The organism is Shigella flexneri 2a str. 301, from assembly GCF_000006925.2.
In the GTDB taxonomy this organism is placed as follows: domain Bacteria; phylum Pseudomonadota; class Gammaproteobacteria; order Enterobacterales; family Enterobacteriaceae; genus ECMA0423.
In genome coordinates, this window is the sequence record NC_004337.2 from 2,465,255 (window position 1) to 2,491,031 (window position 25,777).

At 46.5% G+C, this 25,777-nt stretch carries 18 protein-coding genes, 1 tRNA gene, 2 pseudogenes and 3 other annotated features; of the genes and pseudogenes, 11 read left to right on the forward strand and 10 right to left on the reverse strand.

All coding sequences use genetic code 11. The features are described 5' to 3' along the window. Window positions 1-34: 34 nt before the first annotated feature. The 4 genes from SF2418 to SF2420a form a co-directional block, all read right to left on the reverse strand. Window positions 35-520, reverse strand: coding sequence for a phosphohistidine phosphatase (locus SF2418; RefSeq protein NP_708222.1), 486 nt, complete (start codon window positions 518-520; stop codon window positions 35-37). A gap of 202 nt (window positions 521-722) precedes the next feature. Continuing rightward, window positions 723-2,867 carry a multifunctional fatty acid oxidation complex subunit alpha gene (gene fadJ, locus SF2419; protein ID NP_708223.1) on the reverse strand — a complete coding sequence of 715 codons (2,145 nt, stop codon included), beginning with the start codon at window positions 2,865-2,867 and terminating at the stop codon, window positions 723-725. Beyond that, the gene (fadI, locus tag SF2420; RefSeq protein ID NP_708224.1) at window positions 2,867-4,177 is read right to left on the reverse strand and encodes a 3-ketoacyl-CoA thiolase; all 1,311 of its coding nucleotides are present in this window, start codon (window positions 4,175-4,177) and stop codon (window positions 2,867-2,869) included. Before fadI ends, fadJ begins: the two co-directional genes overlap by 1 nt. 179 nt (window positions 4,178-4,356) lie before the next feature. Beyond that, window positions 4,357-4,665, reverse strand: a complete 309-nt coding sequence (locus tag SF2420a) for a hypothetical protein (RefSeq protein ID YP_008439266.1) — start codon at window positions 4,663-4,665, stop codon at window positions 4,357-4,359. A 347-nt stretch (window positions 4,666-5,012) separates the two neighbouring features. Here SF2420a and fadL point away from each other — a divergent pair, with 347 nt between their 5' ends. From fadL to SF2423, 3 genes are all read left to right on the forward strand, one after another. Further along, complete coding sequence (gene fadL / locus SF2421) at window positions 5,013-6,353, forward strand: long-chain fatty acid outer membrane transporter (protein NP_708225.2); 1,341 nt, start codon at window positions 5,013-5,015, stop codon at window positions 6,351-6,353. 404 nt (window positions 6,354-6,757) lie between these two features. Next, window positions 6,758-8,086, forward strand: a mobile genetic element. Beyond that, on the forward strand, window positions 6,865-8,073 hold the full coding sequence (locus tag SF2422; protein NP_708226.1) for an insertion element iso-IS10R transposase: 1,209 nt from the start codon (window positions 6,865-6,867) through the stop codon (window positions 8,071-8,073). It overlaps the preceding feature by 1,209 nt. Further along, the gene (locus tag SF2423) at window positions 8,048-9,115 is read left to right on the forward strand and encodes a hypothetical protein (protein ID NP_708227.1); all 1,068 of its coding nucleotides are present in this window, start codon (window positions 8,048-8,050) and stop codon (window positions 9,113-9,115) included. Before SF2422 ends, SF2423 begins: the two co-directional genes overlap by 26 nt. A 181-nt stretch (window positions 9,116-9,296) precedes the next feature. On the opposite strand, the gene vacJ is transcribed toward SF2423, so the two are convergent. Then, window positions 9,297-10,052 (reverse strand): ABC transporter outer membrane lipoprotein, encoded by a 756-nt coding sequence (gene vacJ / locus SF2424; RefSeq protein NP_708228.1) that lies wholly within the window; start codon window positions 10,050-10,052, stop codon window positions 9,297-9,299. A gap of 293 nt (window positions 10,053-10,345) precedes the next feature. Here vacJ and SF2425 point away from each other — a divergent pair. From SF2425 to SF2426, 3 genes and pseudogenes are all read left to right on the forward strand, one after another. Next, a pseudogene (locus tag SF2425) lies at window positions 10,346-11,278 on the forward strand. A 73-nt stretch (window positions 11,279-11,351) separates the two neighbouring features. After that, window positions 11,352-11,426: transfer RNA gene (locus tag SF4487), tRNA-Arg, on the forward strand. Between the two features lie 161 nt (window positions 11,427-11,587). Beyond that, the gene (locus tag SF2426) at window positions 11,588-12,082 is read left to right on the forward strand and encodes an integrase (RefSeq protein NP_708230.1); all 495 of its coding nucleotides are present in this window, start codon (window positions 11,588-11,590) and stop codon (window positions 12,080-12,082) included. Further along, window positions 12,049-13,297: a mobile genetic element, on the reverse strand. (Overlaps the previous gene by 34 nt.) On the opposite strand, the gene SF2427 is transcribed toward SF2426, so the two are convergent. Together SF2427 and SF2428 are read right to left on the reverse strand one after the other, a co-directional pair. Further along, the gene (locus SF2427) at window positions 12,057-12,896 is read right to left on the reverse strand and encodes an insertion sequence element IS911 integrase core domain-containing protein (RefSeq protein ID NP_708231.1); all 840 of its coding nucleotides are present in this window, start codon (window positions 12,894-12,896) and stop codon (window positions 12,057-12,059) included. Its footprint overlaps the feature before it by 840 nt. The two genes, SF2426 and SF2427, sit on opposite strands and share 26 nt — an antisense overlap. Then, window positions 12,923-13,811, reverse strand: a pseudogene (locus tag SF2428). Then, window positions 13,295-13,895 (reverse strand) — a mobile genetic element (partial). (Overlaps the previous pseudogene by 517 nt.) Before the next feature lie 231 nt (window positions 13,896-14,126). Here SF2428 and SF2430 point away from each other — a divergent pair. Then, entirely contained in the window at window positions 14,127-15,560 is a 1,434-nt protein-coding gene (locus SF2430) for a hypothetical protein (protein NP_708234.2), read from the forward strand. A 7-nt stretch (window positions 15,561-15,567) separates the two neighbouring features. Here the strand turns inward: SF2430 and SF2431 are convergent, their stop codons facing one another. After that, entirely contained in the window at window positions 15,568-16,626 is a 1,059-nt protein-coding gene (locus SF2431; RefSeq protein NP_708235.2) for a sucrose specific repressor, read from the reverse strand. A gap of 147 nt (window positions 16,627-16,773) precedes the next feature. On the opposite strand from SF2431, the gene SF2432 reads away from it, so the two are divergent. After that, window positions 16,774-16,992: a gluconate-like high-affinity transporter permease gene (locus SF2432; RefSeq protein NP_708236.1), complete on the forward strand. Its 219-nt coding sequence runs from the start codon at window positions 16,774-16,776 to the stop codon at window positions 16,990-16,992. 17 nt (window positions 16,993-17,009) lie between these two features. Next, window positions 17,010-18,338 carry a D-serine dehydratase gene (gene dsdA, locus SF2433; RefSeq protein ID NP_708237.1) on the forward strand — a complete coding sequence of 443 codons (1,329 nt, stop codon included), beginning with the start codon at window positions 17,010-17,012 and terminating at the stop codon, window positions 18,336-18,338. A gap of 107 nt (window positions 18,339-18,445) precedes the next feature. Here the strand turns inward: dsdA and emrY are convergent, their stop codons facing one another. Both emrY and emrK read right to left on the reverse strand, forming a co-directional pair. Continuing rightward, a complete protein-coding gene (gene emrY, locus SF2434) occupies window positions 18,446-19,984 on the reverse strand; it encodes a multidrug resistance protein Y (protein NP_708238.1) in 1,539 nt (512 codons plus the stop codon). Further along, on the reverse strand, window positions 19,984-21,147 hold the full coding sequence (gene emrK / locus SF2435; protein ID NP_708239.1) for a multidrug resistance protein K: 1,164 nt from the start codon (window positions 21,145-21,147) through the stop codon (window positions 19,984-19,986). Before emrK ends, emrY begins: the two co-directional genes overlap by 1 nt. Before the next feature lie 415 nt (window positions 21,148-21,562). On the opposite strand from emrK, the gene evgA reads away from it, so the two are divergent. Together evgA and evgS are read left to right on the forward strand one after the other, a co-directional pair. Next, complete coding sequence (gene evgA / locus SF2436) at window positions 21,563-22,177, forward strand: DNA-binding transcriptional activator EvgA (protein ID NP_708240.1); 615 nt, start codon at window positions 21,563-21,565, stop codon at window positions 22,175-22,177. Window positions 22,178-22,181: 4 nt separating this feature from the next. Beyond that, window positions 22,182-25,775: a hybrid sensory histidine kinase in two-component regulatory system with EvgA gene (gene evgS / locus SF2437; protein ID NP_708241.1), complete on the forward strand. Its 3,594-nt coding sequence runs from the start codon at window positions 22,182-22,184 to the stop codon at window positions 25,773-25,775. The last annotated feature ends 2 nt before the right edge of the window (window positions 25,776-25,777 follow it).

Sequence of the window (25,777 nt, forward strand, 5' to 3'; positions counted from 1 at the left end):
TGAATCTACCTCATTGGGCATAATTTGGAACACATCAGATAGCTTTTGCCATCTTCAGATTACACGGGCTCATCTGCCAGTTGAATGTACCGTTTCCGCTTTCATCAAGCGTTACGCTGGCAATGGCCGAGGTGGTAAACATAGGCGGCGTTTCGCCCGGACATAACTCGGCAACCAGATACCCGACTAACGGTAAGTGAGAGATCACCAGTACCGAAGCAACACCTTCATTGGTCAACGCCTGCAAATAGGCACTGACCAGACCAACATCGCCGCAGGGCGTTAACTCCGGCAGAACTTCTGCACTGGAAGGCAGGTTCAGACAATCCCCTACTTCTTCCAGTGTTTGCTCGGCTCGCAGGAACGGGCTCACCAGAACGCGTTCGATTTCCACTTTTTGACCTTTCAGCCAGTTCGCCATCAGGCGAGATTCGTCACAACCATTAGTGGTCAGAGGACGAACCGAATCACTGGCGGAATCGAGGGCTGCGTCGCCGTGACGCATGATAAAAACTTGCATATTGCACCGCTTTTGTTAACCAGATTCGCCCGTTTTCTTTCATCTGAAACCAGAGAAAGAAAACGGTGGCCGGCATTGTGCCTTATCCATTCACCGAATGAAACGCTGTTTTTTACCTCAATGGCGTAAGTATAGTCAATATGCGTTTACATTTTGACCAACACTCCGCCATTCAGCGCGGATTCATATAGCTTTGACCTTCTTATTGCAGGTCAGTTGCAGTTGTTTTCCAAAAACTTTCCCCACGCGCGCCCATCTCGACCAAACGCTCGCAAGGGGTAAAACGGGAACCATACTGCGTGGCCAGTCGTTGCATTATTGCAACCACTTCGCCCGCGCCGAGAGAATCGATATAGCGGAACGGTCCACCGAGAAATGGCGGAAAACCAATGCCAAATACCGCACCAATATCCCCGTCACGCACGCTACGGATAACCTGCTCATCAACACAACGTACTGCTTCATTCAGCATCAACATCACACACCGTTCAGCAACCTGCGGTGCGGAGAGTCGCCCCTGCCCTTGTGCGCCAATGAGCGGGTAAATGGCAGGATCGACCTGTTTTTTGCTTTTACGCCCTTTCTGACCATAAAGATAGAAACCCCGACCATTTTTTCTGCCTTTGCGATCGTCGTTCAAAATTGAAGAAACAACATTTGCAGGCGCGCTAAAACGTTCTCCATAAGCGGCTTCCAGTACAGGAATAATTTTAGTCCCGGTGTCGATTCCTACCTCATCCAAAAGTTGGATTGGGCCTACCGGAAAACCAAATTTCACTAGCGCGGCATCAATGTGCTCTACCCGTTCACCTTCGGTCAGCATGCGGATAGCTTCATTAATGTAAGGCGCTAAGATGCGATTGACGTAAAACCCGGCTTTGTCACGCACGACAATGGGCGTTTTGCCCTGTTTTTTCGCCAGTTTTACCGTAGTGGCGATGGTTTGCGCCGATGTACCCGCATGAGGAATAATCTCTACCAGCGGCATTTTTTCCACCGGACTGAAGAAATGCAGGCCAATAACTTGCTCAGGTCGCGCGGCGTGAGCGGCGATATCACCAATCGGTAAAGATGACGTGTTCGAAGCAAAAATGGTATGAGCGGCGCAATTTTGCTCCACTTCCGCCACCATCTGTTGTTTTAATTCGAGATTTTCAAACACCGCTTCAATAATCAGATCGCGATGGGCAAAGCCGCGATAGTCCGTCGTTCCGGAGATTAATGCCAGCTGTTTGTCACGTTCGCTGGCTTTGAGATGACGACGGCGAACTTTGCCCTCCAGCTGATCCCAACTGTACTTCAGCGCATGATTTATGCCCTGCGGGTTGATATCTTTAATTCTGACCGGAAGCCCCGCTTTACAAGCAGTGACATAAGCAATACCGCCGCCCATCAAGCCACCACCTAAAATTCCCACGCTGTTTAATGGCGCAGGCGGTGCATCACTACCGGGATCTTTCTTCACGTCCGTACTGGCAAAAAAGATACTACGCAAAGCTTGCGATTGCGGCGTCATCGCCAGTTCGCCAAAGGCGCGAGCTTCAGCGTCATAGCCGCTGCTGGTGCCCTGCGCTAATCCCGTTTCAACAACCTCCAGGATGCGTTCTGTCGCCGGATAATTGCCTTGAGTTTTGTGTTCTGTTTTCTTGCCGACCATTTTGAACAGCAGCGCACGACCTAACGGCCCCGCCAGAATACGCTCGCGTACAGGTAGAGGGCGGGAAGATGGGCGATCCTTCTTCGCCAGCTCAACAGCGGCTTCCAGCAAAATGGAGTGCGGAACAACGTCATCCACCAGCCCCAGCTTTAATGCCTGTTTCGCCCGAAGTTGTTTTCCGGTGAGAATCATCTCTAATGCTGTACTGACGCCTATCAGACGCGGTAAACGCTGGGTGCCGCCTGAACCGGGTAACAATCCAAGTTGTACTTCAGGCAAACCGAGCACCGTTTTAGGATCGTCAGTACAAACGCGACCGTGGCACGCCAGCGCCAGCTCCAGCCCACCGCCCAGGCAAGCGCCATGAATAGCCGCGATAACCGGAATGGGCAAAGCATGAATCTCCGCCATCAACTGTTGGCCCTGCCGCGCCAGTGCTTCCGCTTCTTGCGCCGTTTTGCAGTTGCCAATCATGTTGATGTCTGCTCCGGCGATAAAATTGTCCGGTTTCGCGGAGATAAACACCACGCCGCGCAACTCTTTGTTTTCACGGAGTTGCTTAATAATGGCGCGCACCTGCGAGGCAAATTCCGCCTTCAGGGTATTCATTTTCTCATCCGGTACGTCGATGGTGATGATAGCAATGTTGTCCAGACGAACATTAAGAGTAAACGCTGATGCCATTTCCATTATTCCGCCTCCAGAACCATTGCCGCGCCAAGCCCACCGGCAGCACAGGCGGTAACTAAACCAAATCCACCGCCGCGACGGCGAAGTTCATGCAATGTCTGGGTAATCATCCGCGCGCCGGTCGCCGCGAAGGGATGTCCGTAAGCAATCGAACCGCCAAGCACGTTAAATTTGCTATCGTCCACTTCGCCAGTGGCATGTGCACGCCCCAGTACTTCACGAGCAAAACGTTCACTACCCAGCAACTGAATATTCGCCAGTGTCTGAGCTGCAAAGGCTTCGTGCATATCGATCAATGTCAGTTCGCTCATCGTCAAACCGGCACGTTCCAGCGCCAGCGGTGTTGACCAGGCTGGACCGAGCAACATGTCCTGCCAGACATCAATCGCAGTAAATGCGTAGCTGCGCAGATACCCCAGCGGCACCAGCCCTAATTCTTTCGCCCGGGATTCAGTCATCAGGATCACCGCTGTCGCGCCATCGGTCAGCGGCGTACTGTTTGCCGCCGTTACCGTTCCGTGTTTGCGATCAAACGCCGGGCGCAGCTTTGCGTAATCGGCAAGCGAGGAATTACCGCGAATATTGTTGTCTTCGACAAGCGGTTGTTTATAAGGAGGGATAAAGGCAGTCATCACCTCTTCTTTGAGTTTTCCGTCTGACCATGCCTGAGCGGCACGCTGATGCGAACGGTGCGCTAATGCATCTTGCTGTTCTCGGGTGATGCCGTAGGTTTTCGCCATTTGTTCGGCGGTGTCGCCCATCCGCAAGCCAGTAGAATATTCTGCTACCGCAGGCGGTACGGGCATTAAGTCGCGCAAACGCAGGCGAGAGAAGAGTTTCAGGCGCTGGCTCATGGTTCGAGCTTTGTTGACATCAACCAGCACGTACGCCAGTTTTTTACTGACGCCAATTGGCAATACGGAAGAGGAATCTGCCCCACCGGCAATCCCCGCTCGGATAGTTCCCGCCATCAGGCTTTCTGCGACGTTTGCAACCGCTTGGAAACTGGTAGCGCAAGCGCGGCTGACGCTGTAAGCATCGGTATGCACATTCATTCCGGTACCGAGAACAATTTCACGCGCAATGTTGGGGGCTTCAGGCATTTGTACGACCTGACCAAAGACCAGCTGTTCAATCACTTCAGCGGGGATCTCGCTGCGTGCCAGCAGTTCGCCTACCACCATCTTCCCTAAATCAACCGTGGGAATGCCATGAAAAGCCGTCGCCTGGCGGGCAAAAGGCGTACGTAAACCGCTAACAATGGCGATACGATCGCCCTGGCGGGTAACCAGTGGTAAAACCTGACCCATAACACTCCCCTGTAAAAAAATAAATAAAGTGGTCTGACCTGATCATAGTCTTAACCATTTTTTTACATTTAGCCAAGCGGAGAAAAAGGAAAGTGGGAGCTATGACACAGTGAAGACAGAAGAAAGAAAAGAAAACGCCCCTGCCAGCAACTGACAGGGGCGTACGTACCCGAGAGGAATTAACGCAGACCCAGCTGGAAGATCAGCATTTCAGCTTCGCAGGCAAAAGTGAAATCGATATCCAGGCGCACACCGTCAGACTCTTCAGTGAAAGTCGGGGAGATTTTGCACGGTTCGGATTCCACGCTACGGGATTTTTCAGTCAGCGCCGCCAGCGTTTGTTCTGCTTCTGCGCGGTTTGCAAACACGCGGCTGTAAGACGCGGTGCAGTCGGAGTTGTCCATAATGGTGCCAACATCCATACAGCAGCAAACCGGGGTTTCATCAGCACTACATTTACTCATCGTTGATTTCCTCTGTATGTGCACCCAAGGTGCCAGATAAACGTTGTGGATATTTTACGCTTCCGGAAAGTGCTGCTCCAGTTGTTAATTCTGCAAAATCGGATAAGTGACCGAAATCACACTTAAAAATGATCTAAAACAAAATTCACCCGAATCCGCGAGTGCGCAACCTCCAAATTTTGCCAGCTGGATCGCGTTTCTTAGATCATATTTGAAAAAAGATGGAAACATACTTGCAACATTCTAGCTGGTCCGACCTATACTCTCGCCACTGGTCTGATTTCTAAGATGTACCTCAGACCCTACACTTCGCGCTCCTGTTACAGCACGTAACATAGTTTGTATAAAAATAAATCATTGAGGTTATGGTCATGAGCCAGAAAACCCTGTTTACAAAGTCTGCTCTCGCAGTCGCAGTGGCACTTATCTCCACCCAGGCCTGGTCGGCAGGCTTTCAGTTAAACGAATTTTCTTCCTCTGGCCTGGGCCGGGCTTATTCAGGGGAAGGCGCAATTGCCGATGATGCAGGTAACGTTAGCCGTAACCCCGCATTGATTACCATGTTTGACCGCCCGACATTTTCTGCGGGTGCGGTTTATATTGACCCGGATGTGAATATCAGCGGAACGTCTCCGTCTGGTCGTAGCCTGAAAGCCGATAACATCGCGCCTACGGCATGGGTTCCGAACATGCACTTTGTTGCACCGATTAACGACCAATTTGGTTGGGGCGCTTCTATTACCTCTAACTATGGTCTGGCAACAGAGTTTAATGATACTTATGCAGGCGGCTCTGTCGGGGGTACAACTGACCTTGAAACCATGAACCTGAACTTAAGCGGTGCGTATCGCTTAAATAATGCATGGAGCTTTGGTCTTGGTTTCAACGCCATCTACGCTCGCGCGAAAATTGAACGTTTCGCAGGCGATCTGGGGCAGTTGGTTGCTGGTCAGATTATGCAATCTCCTGCCGGGCAAACTCCTCAAGGGCAAGCATTGGCAGCTACCGCCAACGGTATCGACAGTAATACCAAAATCGCTCATCTGAACGGTAACCAGTGGGGCTTTGGCTGGAACGCCGGAATCCTGTATGAACTGGATAAAAATAACCGCTATGCACTGACCTACCGTTCTGAAGTGAAAATTGACTTCAAAGGTAACTACAGCAGCGATCTTAATCGTGCGTTTAATAACTACGGTTTGCCAATTCCTACCGCGACAGGTGGCGCAACGCAATCGGGTTATCTGACGCTGAACCTGCCTGAAATGTGGGAAGTGTCAGGTTATAACCGTGTTGATCCACAGTGGGCGATTCACTATAGCCTGGCTTACACCAGCTGGAGTCAGTTCCAGCAGCTGAAAGCGACCTCAACCAGTGGCGACACGCTGTTCCAGAAACATGAAGGCTTTAAAGATGCTTACCGCATCGCGTTGGGTACCACTTATTACTACGATGATAACTGGACCTTCCGTACCGGTATCGCCTTTGATGACAGCCCAGTTCCGGCTCAGAATCGTTCTATCTCCATTCCGGACCAGGACCGTTTCTGGCTGAGTGCAGGTACGACTTACGCATTTAATAAAGATGCTTCAGTCGACGTTGGTGTTTCTTATATGCACGGTCAGAGCGTGAAAATTAACGAAGGCCCATACCAGTTCGAGTCTGAAGGTAAAGCCTGGCTGTTCGGTACTAACTTTAACTACGCGTTCTGATAACGCGTTCGCCTGGATAAAGTCACCTGCTATGCAGGTGACTTTAACTCCCCCACTTCACCGAAAGTAGTTTCCTCATTGCTTGCCTCCTGAGTTTTGCAAACAGCCTGATGGCAGCTTGCCCTTTCAAATCAGTAAGTGGTATCCACAGACAAACCTGAAGGGAAATGCATATTTTCAAGCGTTCTGCTCGTCCTTCTCAAAGAGTTTACTTTTCTGCATTTCCAGGATACTCAACCCCCCTGGCTATTGTGCGCTTATACACTCAAATTAAAGATAGGTTCTAAATAAATGAGCGTTTTTTGATAGTCTATTTCATTAGGTAATATATATTTGTAACAAATCAATCAACATGGAATAAAATCATGCTACCATCTATTTCAATCAACAATACCAGCGCAGCTCTGATGAATCCCCTAATGATTTTTATCAAAATCATTAAGTTAAGGTAGATACACATCTTGTCATATGATCAAATGGTTTCGCCAAAAATCAATAATCAGACAACAAAATGTGCGAACTCGATATTTTACACGACTCTCTTTACCAATTCTGCCCCGAATTACACTTAAAACGACTCAACAGCTTAACGTTGGCTTGCCACGCCTTACTTGACTGTAAAACTCTCACTCTTACCGAACTTGGCCGTAACCTGCCAACCAAAGCGAGAACAAAACATAACATCAAACGAATCGACCGATTGTTAGGTAATCGTCACCTCCACAAAGAGCGACTCGCTGTATACCGTTGGCATGCTAGCTTTATCTGTTCGGGCAATACGATGCCCATTGTACTTGTTGACTGGTCTGATATCCGTGAGCAAAAACGGCTTATGGTATTGCGAGCTTCAGTCGCACTACACGGTCGTTCTGTTACTCTTTATGAGAAAGCGTTCCCGCTTTCAGAGCAATGTTCAAAGAAAGCTCATGACCAATTTCTAGCCGACCTTGCGAGCATTCTACCGAGTAACACCACACCGCTCATTGTCAGTGATGCTGGCTTTAAAGTGCCATGGTATAAATCCGTTGAGAAGCTGGGTTGGTACTGGTTAAGTCGAGTAAGAGGAAAAGTACAATATGCAGACCTAGGAGCGGAAAACTGGAAACCTATCAGCAACTTACATGATATGTCATCTAGTCACTCAAAGACTTTAGGCTATAAGAGGCTGACTAAAAGCAATCCAATCTCATGCCAAATTCTATTGTATAAATCTCGCTCTAAAGGCCGAAAAAATCAGCGCTCGACACGGACTCATTGTCACCACCCGTCACCTAAAATCTACTCAGCGTCGGCAAAGGAGCCATGGATTCTAGCAACTAACTTACCTGTTGAAATTCGAACACCCAAACAACTTGTTAATATCTATTCGAAGCGAATGCAGATTGAAGAAACCTTCCGAGACTTGAAAAGTCCTGCCTACGGACTAGGCCTACGCCATAGCCGAACGAGCAGCTCAGAGCGTTTTGATATCATGCTGCTAATCGCCCTGATGCTTCAACTAACATGTTGGCTTGCGGGCGTTCATGCTCAGAAACAAGGTTGGGACAAGCACTTCCAGGCTAACACAGTCAGAAATCGAAACGTACTCTCAACAGTTCGCTTAGGCATGGAAGTTTTGCGGCATTCTGGCTACACAATAACAAGGGAAGACTCACTCGTGGCTGCAACCCTGCTTACTCAAAATCTATTCACACATGGTTACGTTTTGGGGAAATTATGAGGGGATCTCTCAGAGCGCAGCTTACCCAGAATCCATCAATGAAAATAACAATGATGAAATTAATGGATTAGTACAAGAGTTCAAAAACCTTTTTAATGGTAAGGAAGGAATAAGCACCTGTATTAAACATCTACTTGAGCTTATAAAAAACGCCATACGAGTAAACGACGATCCTTATAGATCTAATATTAATAATTCCTCAGTTACTTATATTGATATTGGCTCCAATGATACAGACCATATTACTATTGGTATCGACAACCAAGAACCAATAGAATTACCTGCGAACTATAAAGACAAAGAACTCGTCCGTACTATCATTAATGACAACATAGTTGAGAAGACTCATGATATCAATAACAAGGAAATGATCTTCAGCGCATTAAAAGAAATATATGATGGAGATCCTGGTTTTATCTTCGATAAGATATCACACAAACTCAGACATACGGTAACGGAATTTGATGAGAGCGGGAAAAGCGAACCAACGGACTTATTTACCTGGTACGGTAAAGATAAAAAAGGCGACTCTCTCGCTATTGTAATTAAAAATAAAAACGGAAATGATTACTTATCTCTCGGTTACTACGATCAGGACGACTACCACATTCAAAGAGGAATTCGTATTAATGGTGATAGTCTCACCCAATATTGTAGTGAAAACGCCAGGAGTGCTTCAGCGTGGTTTGAAAGCAGTAAAGCTATCATGGCAGAATCATTTGCAACTGGTTCCGATCATCAGGTTGTAAACGAGCTCAACGGGGAAAGACTGAGAGAACCTAACGAAGTTTTTAAACGTTTAGGTCGAGCAATAAGATATAATTTTCAAGTGGACGATGCAAAATTTAGACGCGATAATGTAAAAGAAATAATTTCTACTTTATTCGCTAACAAAGTTGACGTTGACCATCCTGAAAATAAATACAAAGACTTTAAGAATCTCGAAGATAAAGTTGAAAAAAGACTTCAAAATCGCCAGACGAAATATCAAAATGAAATTAATCAACTATCTGCACTAGGTGTTAATTTTGATGATATTTAAAATTATTTTTCCAGTTTTTTGATTTTTCAACGCCTGAATATCGGAAATAGTCAGTGACAAACATCAGTATTTTTACATCATTACGTCCGGGTCATTGTCGGTTTATCTCCTTTTACTTGTGGTAATTGAGGGATAACAACAAAAAAGGTGAGTTTTGCGACTCACCTTTTTTATTTGTTTCTTATTCAGAATCGATATCTTTTAAATCATCCTGAATCGCTTGCGCGTTCGGATTTTCCTGCGGTTTGAGTTCGCCGCCATTAGCGATGAAATCATGACGCTGGAAGTACGCTTCGCGCACCATAATATAAGGATCGGACGACTGACGCAGCAGACCATCGGAATCCAGCAGCTGAGCGCGGGTTTCGATCCCTTCAAGCGTCCATTTACCCACAGACATCGGCCAGGTCAGCCAGGAAAGAACCGGGTAAAGAGCATCCGCCATATCACCACCGTCATCACGCAGCGTGAAGCTACCGTAGAACGGTAACTGAACGTAAGGCCCATAACCCACGCCATAATGACCAAGCGTACTACCGAAGCGGTGAGGTTCAGTCCGTTGCAGTTTCGGGTTCGCCATCCCTGCAACATCAATAAAGCCGCCCATCCCCAAAATGGTGTTCAGGAAAAAGCGGGTAAAGTGGACCATCCCCTGATAAGGGTCGCCCTGCAAGAAGTAGTTAACCATCACCGCAGGTTCTTCAAGGTTGCCAGTAAAGTTGCTCAAACCATTACGCGCCGGTTGCGGAACATAATCACGCCAGGCGACAGCGACCGGTCGAACAATATACGGGTCTAATACGTTGAAGTTGAAGTTGTACATGGTGCGGTTGAACCCTTCTAACGGGTCAGAACGCCCTTGCTGATCTGTACCGGAACTCGCACACCCCACCAGAAGCGTAGTTCCCAGAGCAAGCGCCGACAGGCGAAGCTTCATAAATGTCTCCCTGTTTTTTTATGGCTTATGCAGTTTGCCATCCATGACGGAACGATACCGTATCCGCCTGTTTAGGTGTGGGCGATTGTAACAGCACGTCAACTGATGTCCAGACGCCCTGATTTGCTGATTTGATCATAGCCTGGTAATCGCCGCCCTGTAGGCTACTTGATTCTATAGAAACAGAAAAAGGCAAACGCAGCCTTTTCTACATTTTCAGAGTAACTCCCGCCAGTTGCGAGCAAAAAAGCCGCTACGCTTTAGCTATACGTGCTAATTCAAGAGAAGAGACCATGGACAACGACAAAATTGATCAACACAGCGACGAAATTGAAGTTTAGAGCGAAGAAAAAGAGCGCGGCAAAAAAATAGAAATAGATGAAGACCGACTCCCCTCCCGAGCGATGGCAATTCATGAGCATATCCGCCAGGATGGTGAAAAAGAGCTAGAACGCGACGCAATGGCGCTACTGTGGTCAGCCATTGCGGCGGGTCTGTCGATGGGCGCTTCGTTACTGGCAAAAGGGATATTTCATGCCGAACTGGAAGGTGTGCCGGGCAGCTTCTTGCTGGAGAATCTCGGTTATACCTTTGGTTTTATTATCGTCATAATGGCCCGCCAGCAATTATTTACCGAAAACACCGTGACTGCGGTACTACCCGTCATGCAAAAACCGACAATGAGCAACGTTGGCTTACTTATGCGGTTATGGGGAGTCGTGCTGCTGGGTAATATTCTCGGGACTGGTATTGCTGCGTGGGCATTTGAATATATGCCTATCTTCAATGAAGAAACTCGCGATGCATTTGTCAAAATCGGCATGGATGTGATGAAGAACACCCCCAGCGAGATGTTTGCCAACGCGATCATTTCCGGCTGGCTGATCGCCACTATGGTATGGATGTTTCCTGCAGCAGGTGCGGCAAAGATTGTGGTGATTATATTGATGACCTGGCTTATTGCCCTGGGTGACACCACCCATATCGTGGTCGGTTCTGTTGAAATCCTCTATCTGGTGTTTAACGGTACGCTGCACTGGAGCGATTTCATCTGGCCCTTCGCACTACCTACTTTAGCGGGGAACATCTGCGGCGGCACCTTTATCTTCGCGTTAATGAGTCATGCACAGATTCGTAACGACATGAGCAACAAGCGTAAAGCAGAAGCACGCCAAAAAGCAGAACGTGCGGAAAACATTAAGAAAAATGATAAAAACCCAGCATAAATGGCGAGGGTTTAAGCAATCGAGCGGCAGCGTACTTACCCCGCAGTCCATTAGCGGGTATACTCGCCGCATTGTCCTCTTAGTTAAATGGATATAACGAGCCCCTCCTAAGGGCTAATTGCAGGTTCGATTCCTGCAGGGGACACCATTTATCAGTTCGCTCCCATCCGTACCAGTCCGCAAAATCCCCTGAATATCAAGCCTTCCGTATATTCACAGTTCGTCATGGTTCGCGTCAGATCGTTGACAGCCGCACTCCATGACGGGTAAAAAGTGGATAAAATAATTTTACCCACCGGATTTTTACCCATGCTCACCGTTAAGCAGATTGAAGCAGCAAAGCCGAAAGAAAAACCATACCGCCTTCTCGATGGTAATGGCCTGTACCTTTATGTCCCTGTATCCGGGAAAAAGGTATGGCAGCTTCGCTACAAGATTGACGGTAAGGAGAAAATCCTGACCGTCGGAAAATATCCGCTTATGACTTTGCAGGAGGCAAGGGATAAAGCATGGACTGCGAGGAAAGACATCTCGGCTGGCATCGATCCGGTAAAGGCGAAAAAGGCTTCGTCTAACAACAATTCATTTAGTGCGATTTACAAGGAATGGTACGAACACAAGAAGCAAGTCTGGTCAGTAGGGTATGCGACTGAACTTGCAAAAATGTTTGATGACGACATTTTACCCATCATCGGCGGCCTTGAGATTCAGGATATTGAGCCGATGCAACTGCTGGAAGTAATCCGCAGATTTGAAGATCGCGGTGCAATTGAAGTGGTCAACAAAAACTGGCCACCGAGTTAGAGTTTTTCCAGTATCGATTTTCCGATTCGTTTGGGGGTAACCCACCGTTATATTCGTGCGGTCTTAGTGCGCTGTAATATCCAACGATATAGTCCGTTATGGCGTGAGCTGCCTCGCTGAAGCTTACGTAACCCACCACCGGCATCCATTCGTTCTTCAGACTCCTGAAGAAGCGTTCCATTGGGCTGTTATCCCAGCAGTTTCCGCGCCGGCTCATACTCTGTCTGATCTGGTATCGCCACAATAACTGCCGGAACTGCCTGCTCGTATAATGACTGCCCTGATCGCTGTGGAACATCACCCCGCCGGGCTTACCACGGGTTTCCCATGCCATTTCCAGCGCTTTCATGGTGAGCCTGCTGTCCGGCGAGAACGACATGGCCCAGCCCACTGGTTTTCTTGCGAACAGGTCGAGAACAACGGCGAGGTACGCCCAGCGCTTACCCGTCCAGATATAGGTCACATCACCGCACCACACCTGATTTGGCTCGGTCACGGCGAACTGCCTTTCAAGGTAGTTAGGGATAGCAACATGTTCATGACCACCACGTTTATACCGGTGAGTCGGCTGCTGACAGCTGACCAGCCCCAGCTCTTTCATGAGCCTGCCAGCAAGCCAGCGTCCCATCTGGTAGCCTCTCCGGGTTGCCATTGTGGCGATGCTTCTTGCTCCGGCCGAACCGTGGCTGATGCCATGTAGCTCAAGTACCTGACTGCGTAATACAGCCCGTCTGCCGTCTGGTTTTTCAGGACGGTTTTTCCAGTATCTGTAGCTGCTGCGATGAACCCCGAACACATGGCAGAGTGTGACCACAGGATAATGCGCTCTGAGTTTCCCGATTATCGAGAACTGTTCAGGGAGTCTGACATCAAGAGCGCGGTAGCCTTTTTTAATATTTCATTCTCCATTTCAATGCGTTGTAGCTTTTTCCTGAGCTCACGGATTTCAATTTGTTCCGGGGTAATGGGGGAGGCTTTTGGTGTTTTGCCCTGACGCTCATCACGCAGTTGTTTGACCCATCTTGTCATTGTGGAAAGGCCAACATCCATAGCTTTGGCGGCATCTGCCACCGTGTATTTCTGGTCAACAACCAGTTGAGCGGATTCGCGTTTAAACTCTGCGCTAAAATTTCTTTTTTTCATTGGAGCACCTGTGTTGTTCTGAGGTGAGCATATCACCTCTGTTCAGGTGGCCAAATTCAGTGTGCCACTTCAGTTCCATCTGGCAGACCATTTTGACCTGCGGGTAGAGCGCCGGGTTCCCGGCATGTGTCTGGCGGGGGAAGGCTGCATCGTTCTCTGGTGTATCCGGTGTGCGCCAGAACACACCATCGATGGCCAGCAGGGTCAGGCCGCACCAGTGCGGATGCGGCGTGGCGTTATGCCAGAGCTGCGCTGTTTTCGTGAACACGCGGCGGACAGCCTCACTTCCCAGGCGCTGGCGGGCCTGAATAACGGCACTGGGGGCAACGAAGGGGCGATTGCCCGGCAGCATGATGTCCAGGCGATTCACAATCTGGTGAAGAGGTTCTTTACGCTCAAGCGCCATGCCAACAATACACCAGACCATCATTTCGAGGGGAAGACGGCGCTTGCGTAGCGTTACAGTACCTGATTCGGCAAGGCAACGAGAGATGAGTTCGGGGTCGAGGTAATCCCCCAGAGAAGTCAGTGGGTTACGCAGAGAATCGTAACGGGATACCAGATCAAGAGCCTGTCCAATGTGCATAAAAGAATCCGGAAACAAGTGAGCGTTTCCGGATTCTTACACAGCCACTGGATCGGTCAACTGATCCTTAACTGATCGGCATTAATACTTTGGCTGACATTTTTTTCCCTTAAATTCATCTGAGTTACGCATAGTGATAAACCTCTTTCTCGCAAAATCGTCATGGATTTACTAAAACATGCATATTCGATCACAAAACGCCATAGTTAACGTTAACATTTGCGATATTCATCGCATTTATGAAAGTAAGGGACTATATTTTTATAAAAGTTAACGTTAATAATTCACCAAATTTGCTTAACCAGGATGATTAAAATGACGCAATCTCGATTGCATGCGGCGCAAAACGCACTAGCAAAACTTCATGAGCACCGGGGTAACACTTTCTATCCCCATTTTCACCTCGCGCCTCCTGCCGGATGGATGAACGATCCAAACGGCCTGATCTGGTTTAACGATCGTTATCACGCGTTTTATCAACATCACCCGATGAGCGAACACTGGGGACCAATGCACTGGGGACATGCCACCAGTGACGATATGATCCACTGGCAGCATGAGCCTATTGCGCTAGCGCTAGGAGACGATAATGACAAAGACGGGTGTTTTTCAGGTAGTGCTGTCGATGACAATGGTGTCCTCTCACTTATCTACACCGGACACGTCTGGCTCGATGGTGCAGGTAATGACGATGCAATTCGCGAAGTACAATGTCTGGCTACCAGTCGGGATGGTATTCATTTCGAGAAACAGGGTGTGATCCTCACTCCACCAGAAGGAATCATGCACTTCCGCGATCCTAAAGTGTGGCGTGAAGCCGACACATGGTGGATGGTAGTCGGGGCGAAAGATCCAGGCAACACGGGGCAGATCCTGCTTTATCGCGGCAGTTCATTGCGTGAATGGGCCTTCGATCGCGTACTGGCCCACGCTGATGCGGGTGAAAGCTATATGTGGGAATGTCCGGACTTTTTCAGCCTTGGCGATCAGCATTATCTGATGTTTTCCCCGCAGGGAATGAATGCCGAGGGATACAGTTACCGAAATCGCTTTCAAAGTGGCGTAATACCCGGAATGTGGTCGCCAGGACGACTTTTTGCACAATCCGGGCATTTTACTGAACTTGATAACGGGCATGACTTTTATGCACCACAAAGCTTTTTAGCGAAGGATGGTCGGCGTATTGTTATCGGCTGGATGGATATGTGGGAATCGCCAATGCCCTCAAAACGTGAAGGATGGGCAGGCTGCATGACGCTGGCGCGCGAGCTATCAGAGAGCAATGGCAAACTTCTACAACGCCCGGTTCACGAAGCTGAGTCGTTACGCCAGCAGCATCAATCTGTCTCTCCCCGCAGAATCAGCAATAAATATGTTTTGCAGGAAAACGCGCAAGCAGTTGAGATTCAGTTGCAGTGGGCGCTGAAGAACAGTGATGCCGAACATTACGGATTACAGCTCGGCACTGGAATGCGGCTGTATATTGATAACCAATCTGAGCGACTTATTTTGTGGCGGTATTACCCACACGAGAATTTAGACGGCTACCGTAGTATTCCCCTCCCGCAGCGTGACACGCTCGCCCTAAGGATATTTATCGATACATCATCCGTGGAAGTATTTATTAACGACGGGGAAGCGGTGATGAGTAGTCGAATCTATCCGCAGCCAGAAGAACGGGAACTGTCGCTTTATGCCTCCCACGGAGTGGCTGTGCTGCAACATGGAGCACTCTGGCTACTGGGTTAACATAATATCAGGTGGAACAACGGATCAACAGCGGGCAAGGGATCCGCGTCACTCTTCCCCCTTCACGACCTTCAATAATATGCAATGCAGCTTCCCGCCCGATAATGTCATGTGGAAGCTGAATTGTGGTCAGCGGCGGTAAAAACAGATGCCCGACGCCAACCAGATTATCAAAGCCCATTACAGCGACATCCTGCGGGATACGTACCCCCTTCGCCAAAAGAACCTGATAAGCCACAAAGGCTGCGCGATCGTTACCACATATCAGAACATCAAAATCTGGTTTGCCCGATTTGAAGTGAGCATTGAGTAAACTTGCGAGATCGGTGTAGTGATCATCACCTGTTGCCATGTGAAATTGTTTCACCTCAGCCAGATCTCGTCCAGCATCACGCCAAGCCTGCTCAAATCCCTGCCGACGATACCCTGTTGCCAACGCACTTTCCGGTAGCCAGAAGCATAATGGTTGACGATAGCCCGCCGCGAGCAAATGCTGTGTTGATTCATATTGTGCAGTGTAATCATCAGGGATATAACTGGGTAACGCTGGGTCATCCGCCACACAGTTCGCCAATACAATATTTTCACCATACAGAGACTCAGGCAGCGTGATATGTCGCAGCCCCATTGTAGTATAGATAATGCCATCCGGACGGTGGGCAAGCAGCTGACGTGCCGCGCGGGCAGCGTCATCTTCAGAAAAAATATTGATTAAAAAACTATTCCAGCCGAACTCGCTGGCGGTTTGCTCAATGGCAAGCAGAATATCAACAGAGAAAGGAGTGGTAGCCGTGTCCTGCGCCAGCACGGCGAGAGTCGACGGCTTACGTCCTTGAGCGCGCATCTTACGGGCGGAAAGATCAGGAACATAATTCAGGGTCTGGATTGCCTGCAATACGCGGTCACGCGTTGCAGGACGCACAGATTCTGCATTATGCATCACCCGGGAGACTGTCATCATCGACACTCCCGCCAGGCGTGCGACATCCTTTAATGAAGCCATACCCAAGCCGTTTGCCGTAAAACGGGCACTGTAGCAGAAACAGACGTCACTGGCGAGATCCAACGCCCTATCACCTGACACAGCAATACAATAAAAAATAACAATAATTCCCGGACAATTGTCCCCAATTCCGCCTCTGTTCTCGCCAACGAGTAACCATATAGGCAAGTAAGTAAAACATGCCAACTGGCATCGCCAACCTGGAGAAGAATGCTGCCACTGTATCCCGACATCAGCCCGGAAATTATTGCGATTGCTATCGGTTCAGGTGCAATTGGCTGCACGATCGTTACGGACTCGCTTTTCTGGCTGGTGAAGCAATATTGCGGCGCTACGCTCAATGAAACATTTAAATACTATACGACAGCGACATTTATCGCTTCAGTCGTCGCTCTGGCGGGCACATTCCTGCTGTCATTTATCATCTAAGCGCAAAGAGACGTACTATGGAAAACGCTAAAATGAACTCGCTCATCGCCCAGTATCCGTTGGTAAAGGATCTGGTTGCTCTTAAAGAAACCACCTGGTTTAATCCTAGCACGACCTCATTGGCTGAAGGTTTACCTTATGTTGGCCTGACCGAACAGGATGTTCAGGACGCCCATGCGCGCTTATCCCGTTTTGCACCCTATCTGGCAAAAGCATTTGCTGAAACAGCTGCCACTGGGGGGATTATTGAATCAGAACTGGTTGCCATTCCGGCTATGCAAAAACGGCTGGAAAAGGAATATCAACAACCGATCAGCGGGCAACTCCTACTGAAAAAAGATAGCCATTTGCCCATTTCCGGCTCTATAAAAGCACGCGGCGGGATTTATGAAGTCCTGGCACATGCAGAAAAACTGGCTCTGGAAGCGGGGTTGCTGACGCTTGATGATGACTACAGCAAACTGCTTTCTCCGGAGTTTAAACAGTTCTTTAGCCAATACAGCATTGCTGTGGGCTCAACCGGAAATCTGGGGTTATCAATCGGCATTATGAGCGCCCGCATTGGCTTTAAGGTGACAGTTCATATGTCTGCTGATGCCCGGGCATGGAAAAAAGCGAAACTGCGCAGCCATGGCGTTACGGTCGTGGAATATGAGCAAGATTATGGTGTTGCCGTCGAGGAAGGACGTAAAGCAGCGCAGTCTGACCCGAACTGTTTCTTTATTGATGACGAAAATTCCCGCACGTTGTTCCTTGGGTATTCCGTTGCTGGCCAGCGTCTTAAAGCGCAATTTGCCCAGCAAGGCCGTATCGTCGATGCTGATAACCCTCTGTTTGTCTATCTGCCGTGTGGTGTTGGCGGTGGTCCTGGTGGCGTCGCATTCGGGCTTAAACTGGCGTTTGGCGATCATGTTCACTGCTTTTTTGCCGAACCAACGCACTCCCCTTGTATGTTGTTAGGCGTCCATACAGGATTACACGATCAGATTTCTGTTCAGGATATTGGTATCGACAACCTTACCGCAGCGGATGGCCTTGCAGTTGGTCGCGCATCATGCTTTGTCGGGCGGGCAATGGAGCGTCTGCTGGATGGCTTCTATACCCTTAGCGATCAAACCATGTATGACATGCTTGGCTGGCTGGCGCAGGAAGAAGGTATTCGTCTTGAACCTTCAGCACTGGCGGGTATGGCCGGACCTCAGCGCGTGTGTGCATCAGTAAGTTACCAACAGATGCACGGTTTCAGCGCAGAACAATTGCGTAATGCCACTCATCTGGTGTGGGCGACGGGAGGTGGAATGGTGCCGGAAGAAGAGATGAATCAATATCTGGCAAAAGGCCGTTAATAACGTTTCAACGCAACATCGCAATCCTTTCCCTGGGTGAGCGATGCTGCCGATGGCGCAAACTTAAGATCCCCGGTCTTACCCGCTATAACCCCCTCCTTTTATCATCACCCAACGCCTTTCGCTGTAAACGGCGGTTTCGCAAACCAAACCAAAACCGTAAGTAAGATAAAAGCAATAGCCGCCATACGGAAAATCTCATTTGCAGAAATAGAAAGTGACTGCTGGGTTATTTCATTATTAATTTCATTAAGAACTCCTGAAAGCGAACCATAGTATTTATCCATAATTTGTGACGATGAATTAAACACGGGGTTAAATTGATCGATGGTTGCTGTCAACTGACTATGGTGTAACGATTCGCGTCGTCCCCACAGCGTCATTGTCAACGACGTACCAACTGATCCTGACAAGGTACGAAAAAAATTACTCATACTCGAGGCATTGGCAAATTTATTATCTGGCAAGCCTGAAAACGAAATCGTTGTTAAGGGTAAAAAGAAACAGGCAACGGCGAATCCCTGGAAAAACTGTGGCAAAATGATGCCTGTAAAATCAATCGTTGGCATAAATGTCACAGAACGCCAGTAATAGCAAACCGCATACATCAAAAAACTGAATGTCACTAACACCCGCATGTCTATTTTATTGCCATAACGTCCTATCAAAGGTGAAATCAATAGTGGCATGATGCCGATGGGCGCATAAGCAAGCCCGGCCCATATCGCATTATACCCCATCGTTTTCTGGAGTAACTGCGGCATAAGGACGATCGCTCCAGAGTAAAATAAATACGCGCAGGTGATGCTCACAATACCAATGGTGAAATTACGGGACTTAAACAAACTGAGATCAAGAATCGGGTTCTCTGAGGTCGATTCCCAAATGACTAAAGAGATCAGAGAAATAACTGATACTACTGTTAATATTATTATTGTACTCGAGTTGAACCAATCCAGATCGCGCCCTTTATCAAGCATAATTTGCAAGCCACCAACACCGAGCACTAACAGGGTCAGTCTTGGTAGATTCATTTTTACCGGTGAAGTTTCAGTTTCTCTTCCTTTAAGTAAGGTTAAGCATAATGTCAGGACGATAATCCCCATAGGGACATTGATTAAAAATATCCAACCCCAGCTAAAGTTATCGCAAATATAGCCGCCCAATATCGGCCCACATATCGGAGCGATAATCACGGTCATTGACCATAATGCCAGAGCAAATGTTCTTTTTTCTGGTGGATAATTCCTTAATAATAAACTCTGTGACAGTGGAATTAACGGCCCCGCCATTAATCCCTGAACGACTCTAAAAAATATCAGCACATCAAGATTGGTCGATAAACTACACATTAAGGAAGACAGCGAAAAAAAAGTGACTGAAAGTAAAAATAACCTTAATTCGCCTATTCTTTGTGCCAGCCTGCCGGTAACAGGGATCGCAATGGCATTTGCTACGCCAAACGAGGTGATAACCCAGGTGCCTTCGTCTGTTGATGCTCCCAGAAAGCCAGATATTGTCGGTATTGCGACGTTAGAAATAGTGGAATCCAACATTTGCATAAACGTCGCTAATGACAATGCAATAGTAACGCACCATAACGTCCCACCGGTTAATGGTGCCGGAGTTGATTTAGTGATTGCCATTAAAGTTGTCCATTATGCGAAATAATGTTGCTAATTTCTTTTTCTATCGGACTGGTATCGATAACTAAAGCCTTACTGGTATAAGCAGGCATGGAGGTCACGGTTGAAGCCAGATCAGGCATCTCAGCAATGTCTTCGTCCTTCGTATCAATAGTTGCAGTCATCGATAAACCAATGCGCAAGGGGTGTTCCATGAGTTCTTTTGGATCAAGAGAAACTTCAACCGGTACACGCTGAACGATTTTGATCCAGTTCCCTGTCGCATTTTGTGCAGGTAATAAGGAGAACGCATTGCCGGTTCCCATATTGATCCCTGTCACCCGACCATGAAACACAACATTTTCACCATAAAGATCGCTGATAATATTGACTGATTGACCAATCCGTACATCCGTGAGTTGTGTTTCTTTAAAGTTGGCATTAACCCACATTTGACGTGCCGGTACGACAGCCATTAACGATTGTCCGGAACTCACTGTTTCGCCGACCTGAACACTTCGCTGGGCAATATAGCCAGTAACCGGACTCCTTATATCCGTACGTTTAAGCACCAACCAGGCTTCTTTGGTTGCATCCGCCGCTTCAACTACTTGTGGCTGACGGTTTAATGGTGTGTTCATTACTAAAGCTTTATTCGCTTTATAAGCCTGGATAGCGGCATTCAGTGCCGCTTTGCTACTTATTAACGTATCTTTGGTATGCTCCAGCGTTTCTTTTGAAATAACCCCCTGCTTCGCTAAAGGCACACGACGGTTATAATCTTCTAAAGATTGTTGATACTGAATACGTGCTGAAGCGACTTCGGCACTGTATTGTTTATCCTGTAAGTACAGTTTATTCGTTTGCCGAACAATATTTGCCAGATTATTTTTAGCTTTATTGAGTGCGATAGTGGCATCAGTTTTATCCAGTGAAACTAAAATGTCACCCTGTCGAACGTAGTTCGTATCTTTATGATTAACTACAGTGACACTACCTGAGACTTGTGCAGAAATTGGATCTGCATTCCCCGTGACATAGGCGTCATCTGTACTAATCATGTCTTCTAATTCCATTGACCAATAGGCATAGGCACCTGAAAACGCAATAAATAAAACTATCACCAATAAAGAAAAGTATTTTTTTCTGTTAGACTGTTTTTTATTTGAATTAATCTGTTCCACTATTATCTCTCATTTCGCATAGATGAAATTTATGAATTGAATGAAAAGAGTATTCATTCTTCATATCAAACACAGTGCATGTGTTGCACATTATCCCAGGAACGTTGGAGGCCTAATTTAAATGAGGTGCAAAAAAAACAACAGAGGACTAAACCGTGGCTTTTGCAATACAATTCTTACGCCTGTAGGATTAGTGAGAAGACTTATAGTGCTAACTTGAAACTATAAATCATCGGTATAATCCCTGATTTTATTGTTGACATTTCATTTATGCCGACTATTTATATGGTATACTTGTCGAATTATCTTAAAGGAAACTCAGATTTTCTTATTTTTATTGAGAAAATGAGATGACGCCTTATGTCTGTATTACTACAGGGAGAAGGGAGATGCTTCATTGCAAAGGGAATAATCTATGAACGCAATAATTATTGATGACCATCCTCTTGCTATCGCAGCAATTCGTAATTTATTGATCAAAAACGATATTGAAATCTTAGCGGAGTTAACTGAAGGCGGAAGCGCCGTTCAGCGGGTGGAAACACTTAAGCCTGATATCGTCATCATTGATGTCGATATCCCCGGAGTTAACGGTATCCAGGTGTTAGAAACGCTGAGGAAGCGCCAATATAGCGGAATTATTATTATCGTCTCCGCTAAAAATGACCATTTTTACGGGAAACATTGTGCTGATGCTGGCGCTAATGGTTTCGTGAGTAAAAAAGAAGGCATGAACAATATCATTGCGGCTATTGAAGCTGCAAAAAATGGCTACTGCTATTTCCCCTTCTCTCTCAACCGGTTTGTTGGAAGTTTAACGTCCGACCAGCAAAAACTCGACTCCTTATCGAAACAAGAAATTAGTGTCATGCGGTATATTCTTGATGGCAAGGATAATAATGACATTGCGGAAAAAATGTTCATCAGCAACAAAACTGTCAGCACGTATAAAAGTCGCCTGATGGAAAAATTAGAATGTAAATCACTGATGGATCTTTACACATTCGCGCAACGTAACAAAATCGGCTAATCACATGAAGTTTTTACCCTATTTTTTTCTTCTCTGTTGTGGTCTTTGGTCGACCATAAGTTTCGCAGACGAAGATTACATCGAATATCGTGGCATCAGTAGTAACAACCGTGTCACACTTGATCCAGTACGTCTGAGCAACAAGGAATTACGTTGGTTAGCGAGCAAAAAAAATCTTGTGATTGCAGTACACAAGTCCCAAACGGCTACCTTGTTGCATACCGATTCGCAGCAACAGGTTCGTGGTATTAATGCTGATTATTTAAATCTTTTAAAAAGAGCGTTAAATATCAAATTAACACTCCGGGAATACGCAGATCATCAAAAAGCAATGGACGCGCTTGCAGAAGGTGAAGTCGATATAGTGTTATCACATTTAGTTACTTCGCCGCCTCTTAATAATGACATTGCTGCAACCAAACCATTGATAATTACCTTTCCGGCGCTGGTAACCACCCTTCACGACTCAATGCGACCGCTTACCTCACCAAAACCAGTAAATATTGCTCGGGTAGCAAATTACCCCCCAGACGAGGTAATTCATCAATCATTTCCAAAAGCAACAATTATCTCTTTTACAAATTTATATCAGGCATTAGCATCCGTCTCAGCTGGGCACAATGATTACTTTATTGGTAGTAACATCATTACCAGCAGTATGATTTCCCGCTATTTCACTCACTCCTTAAATGTAGTGAAATATTATAACTCGCCGCGTCAATATAATTTTTTCTTGACCAGAAAAGAATCTGTCATTCTTAATGAAGTACTCAATAGATTTGTTGATGCTTTAACAAATGAAGTTCGCTATGAAGTATCACAAAATTGGCTTGATACAGGAAACCTGGCCTTTCTGAACAAACCATTAGAACTCACTGAACATGAAAAACAGTGGATTAAGCAGCATCCCAATTTAAAGGTGCTGGAAAATCCTTACTCGCCCCCCTATTCTATGACGGATGAAAATGGCTCGGTTCGGGGCGTTATGGGGGACATTCTTAATATTATTACCTTGCAAACAGGTTTAAATTTTTCTCCGATCACCGTTTCACACAATATCCATGCTGGAACACAACTTAGCCCCGGAGGATGGGATATAATACCTGGCGCTATTTATAGTGAAGATCGAGAAAATAATGTTTTATTTGCTGAAGCCTTCATAACAACGCCTTACGTTTTTGTCATGCAAAAAGCGCCTGACAGTGAACAAACATTAAAAAAAGGAATGAAAGTTGCCATTCCATATTATTATGAGCTGCATTCGCAATTAAAAGAGATGTATCCGGAGGTTGAATGGATACAGGTCGATAATGCCAGCGCTGCATTTCACAAGATTAAGGAAGGTGAACTTGATGCTCTGGTCGCGACACAGCTAAATTCGCGTTACATGATCGATCATTACTATCCTAATGAACTTTATCATTTTCTTATTCCTGGCGTTCCGAATGCATCGCTTTCGTTCGCTTTTCCTCGCGGAGAACCGGAACTTAAGGATATTATTAATAAAGCACTGAATGCAATTCCCCCAAGCGAAGTTCTGCGCCTGACGGAAAAATGGATTAAAATGCCCAATGTGACCATTGACACATGGGACCTATATAGCGAGCAATTTTATATTGTTACGACATTATCCGTTTTATTAGTTGGCAGTAGCCTTTTATGGGGATTCTACCTGTTACGCTCAGTTCGTCGTCGTAAAGTCATTCAGGGTGATTTAGAAAACCAAATATCATTCCGAAAAGCACTCTCGGATTCCTTACCGAATCCAACTTATGTTGTAAACTGGCAAGGTAATGTCATTAGTCATAATAGTGCTTTTGAACATTATTTCACTGCGGATTACTACAAAAATGCAATGTTACCATTAGAAAACAGTGATTCACCCTTTAAAGATGTTTTTTCTAATGCGCATGAAGTCACAGCAGAAACGAAAGAAAATCGAACAATATACACACAGGTATTTGAAATTGATAATGGCATCGAGAAAAGATGCATTAATCACTGGCATACATTATGCAATCTTCCTGCAAGTGACAATGCAGTATATATTTGTGGTTGGCAAGATATTACTGAAACGCGTGATCTAATTAATGCACTCGAGGTAGAAAAAAATAAAGCGATAAAGGCTACCGTAGCAAAAAGTCAGTTTCTGGCAACGATGAGTCACGAAATAAGAACACCAATAAGCTCTATTATGGGCTTCCTGGAACTTCTGTCGGGTTCTGGTCTTAGCAAGGAGCAACGGGTGGAGGCGATTTCACTTGCCTACGCCACCGGACAATCACTCCTCGGCTTAATTGGTGAAATCCTTGATGTCGACAAAATTGAATCGGGTAACTATCAACTTCAACCACAATGGGTCGATATCCCTACTTTAGTCCAGAACACTTGTCACTCTTTCGGTGCGATTGCTGCAAGCAAATCGATCGCATTAAGTTGCAGCAGTACATTTCCTGATCATTACCTGGTTAAGATCGACCCTCAGGCGTTTAAGCAGGTCTTATCAAATTTACTGAGTAATGCTCTCAAATTTACCACCGAGGGGGCAGTAAAAATTACGACCTCCCTGGGTCACATTGATGACAACCACGCTGTTATCAAAATGACGATTATGGATTCTGGAAGTGGATTATCGCAGGAAGAACAACAACAACTGTTTAAGCGCTACAGCCAAACAAGTGCAGGTCGTCAGCAAACAGGTTCTGGTTTAGGCTTAATGATCTGCAAAGAATTAATTAAAAATATGCAGGGCGATTTATCATTAGAAAGTCATCCAGGCATAGGAACAACATTTACGATCACAATCCCGGTAGAAATTAGCCAGCAAGTGGCGACTGTCGAGGCAAAAGCAGAACAACCCATCACACTACCTGAAAAGTTGAGCATATTAATCGCGGATGATCATCCGACCAACAGGCTATTACTCAAACGCCAGCTAAATCTATTAGGATATGATGTTGATGAAGCCACTGATGGTGTGCAAGCGCTACACAAAGTCAGTATGCAACATTATGATCTGCTTATTACTGACGTTAATATGCCGAATATGGATGGTTTTGAGTTGACTCGCAAACTCCGTGAGCAAAATTCTTCCTTACCCATCTGGGGGCTTACAGCCAACGCACAGGCTAACGAACGTGAAAAAGGGTTAAGTTGCGGCATGAACTTATGTTTGTTCAAACCGTTGACCCTGGATGTACTGAAAACACATTTAAGTCAGTTACACCAGGTTGCGCATATTGCACCTCAGTATCGCCACCTTGATATCGAAGCCCTGAAAAATAATACGGCGAATGATCTACAACTGATGCAGGAGATTCTCATGACTTTCCAGCATGAAACGCATAAAGATCTACCCGCTGCGTTTCATGCACTAGAAGCTGGCGATAACAGAACTTTCCATCAGTGTATTCATCGCATCCACGGTGCGGCTAACATCCTGAATTTGCAAAAGTTGATTAATATTAGCCATCAGTTAGAAATAACACCTGCTTCAGATGACAGTAAGCCTGAAATTCTTCAGCTGCTGAACTCTGTTAAAGAACACATTGCAGAGCTGGACCAGGAGATTGCTGTTTTCTGTCAGAAAAATGACTAAAT

What these genes read in the sequence shown, in the direction of transcription:
- SF2418 (NP_708222.1), bottom strand. Translation starts at nt 520, where the DNA reads ATGCAAGTTTTTATCATGCGTCACGGCGACGCAGCCCTCGATTCCGCC.
- fadJ (NP_708223.1), bottom strand. Translation starts at nt 2,867, where the DNA reads ATGGAAATGGCATCAGCGTTTACTCTTAATGTTCGTCTGGACAACATT.
- fadI (NP_708224.1), bottom strand. Translation starts at nt 4,177, where the DNA reads ATGGGTCAGGTTTTACCACTGGTTACCCGCCAGGGCGATCGTATCGCC.
- fadL (NP_708225.2), top strand. Translation starts at nt 5,013, where the DNA reads ATGAGCCAGAAAACCCTGTTTACAAAGTCTGCTCTCGCAGTCGCAGTG.
- SF2422 (NP_708226.1), top strand. Translation starts at nt 6,865, where the DNA reads ATGTGCGAACTCGATATTTTACACGACTCTCTTTACCAATTCTGCCCC.
- SF2423 (NP_708227.1), top strand. Translation starts at nt 8,048, where the DNA reads ATGGTTACGTTTTGGGGAAATTATGAGGGGATCTCTCAGAGCGCAGCT.
- vacJ (NP_708228.1), bottom strand. Translation starts at nt 10,052, where the DNA reads ATGAAGCTTCGCCTGTCGGCGCTTGCTCTGGGAACTACGCTTCTGGTG.
- SF2426 (NP_708230.1), top strand. Translation starts at nt 11,588, where the DNA reads ATGCTCACCGTTAAGCAGATTGAAGCAGCAAAGCCGAAAGAAAAACCA.
- SF2430 (NP_708234.2), top strand. Translation starts at nt 14,127, where the DNA reads ATGACGCAATCTCGATTGCATGCGGCGCAAAACGCACTAGCAAAACTT.
- SF2432 (NP_708236.1), top strand. Translation starts at nt 16,774, where the DNA reads ATGCTGCCACTGTATCCCGACATCAGCCCGGAAATTATTGCGATTGCT.
- dsdA (NP_708237.1), top strand. Translation starts at nt 17,010, where the DNA reads ATGGAAAACGCTAAAATGAACTCGCTCATCGCCCAGTATCCGTTGGTA.
- emrY (NP_708238.1), bottom strand. Translation starts at nt 19,984, where the DNA reads ATGGCAATCACTAAATCAACTCCGGCACCATTAACCGGTGGGACGTTA.
- evgA (NP_708240.1), top strand. Translation starts at nt 21,563, where the DNA reads ATGAACGCAATAATTATTGATGACCATCCTCTTGCTATCGCAGCAATT.
- evgS (NP_708241.1), top strand. Translation starts at nt 22,182, where the DNA reads ATGAAGTTTTTACCCTATTTTTTTCTTCTCTGTTGTGGTCTTTGGTCG.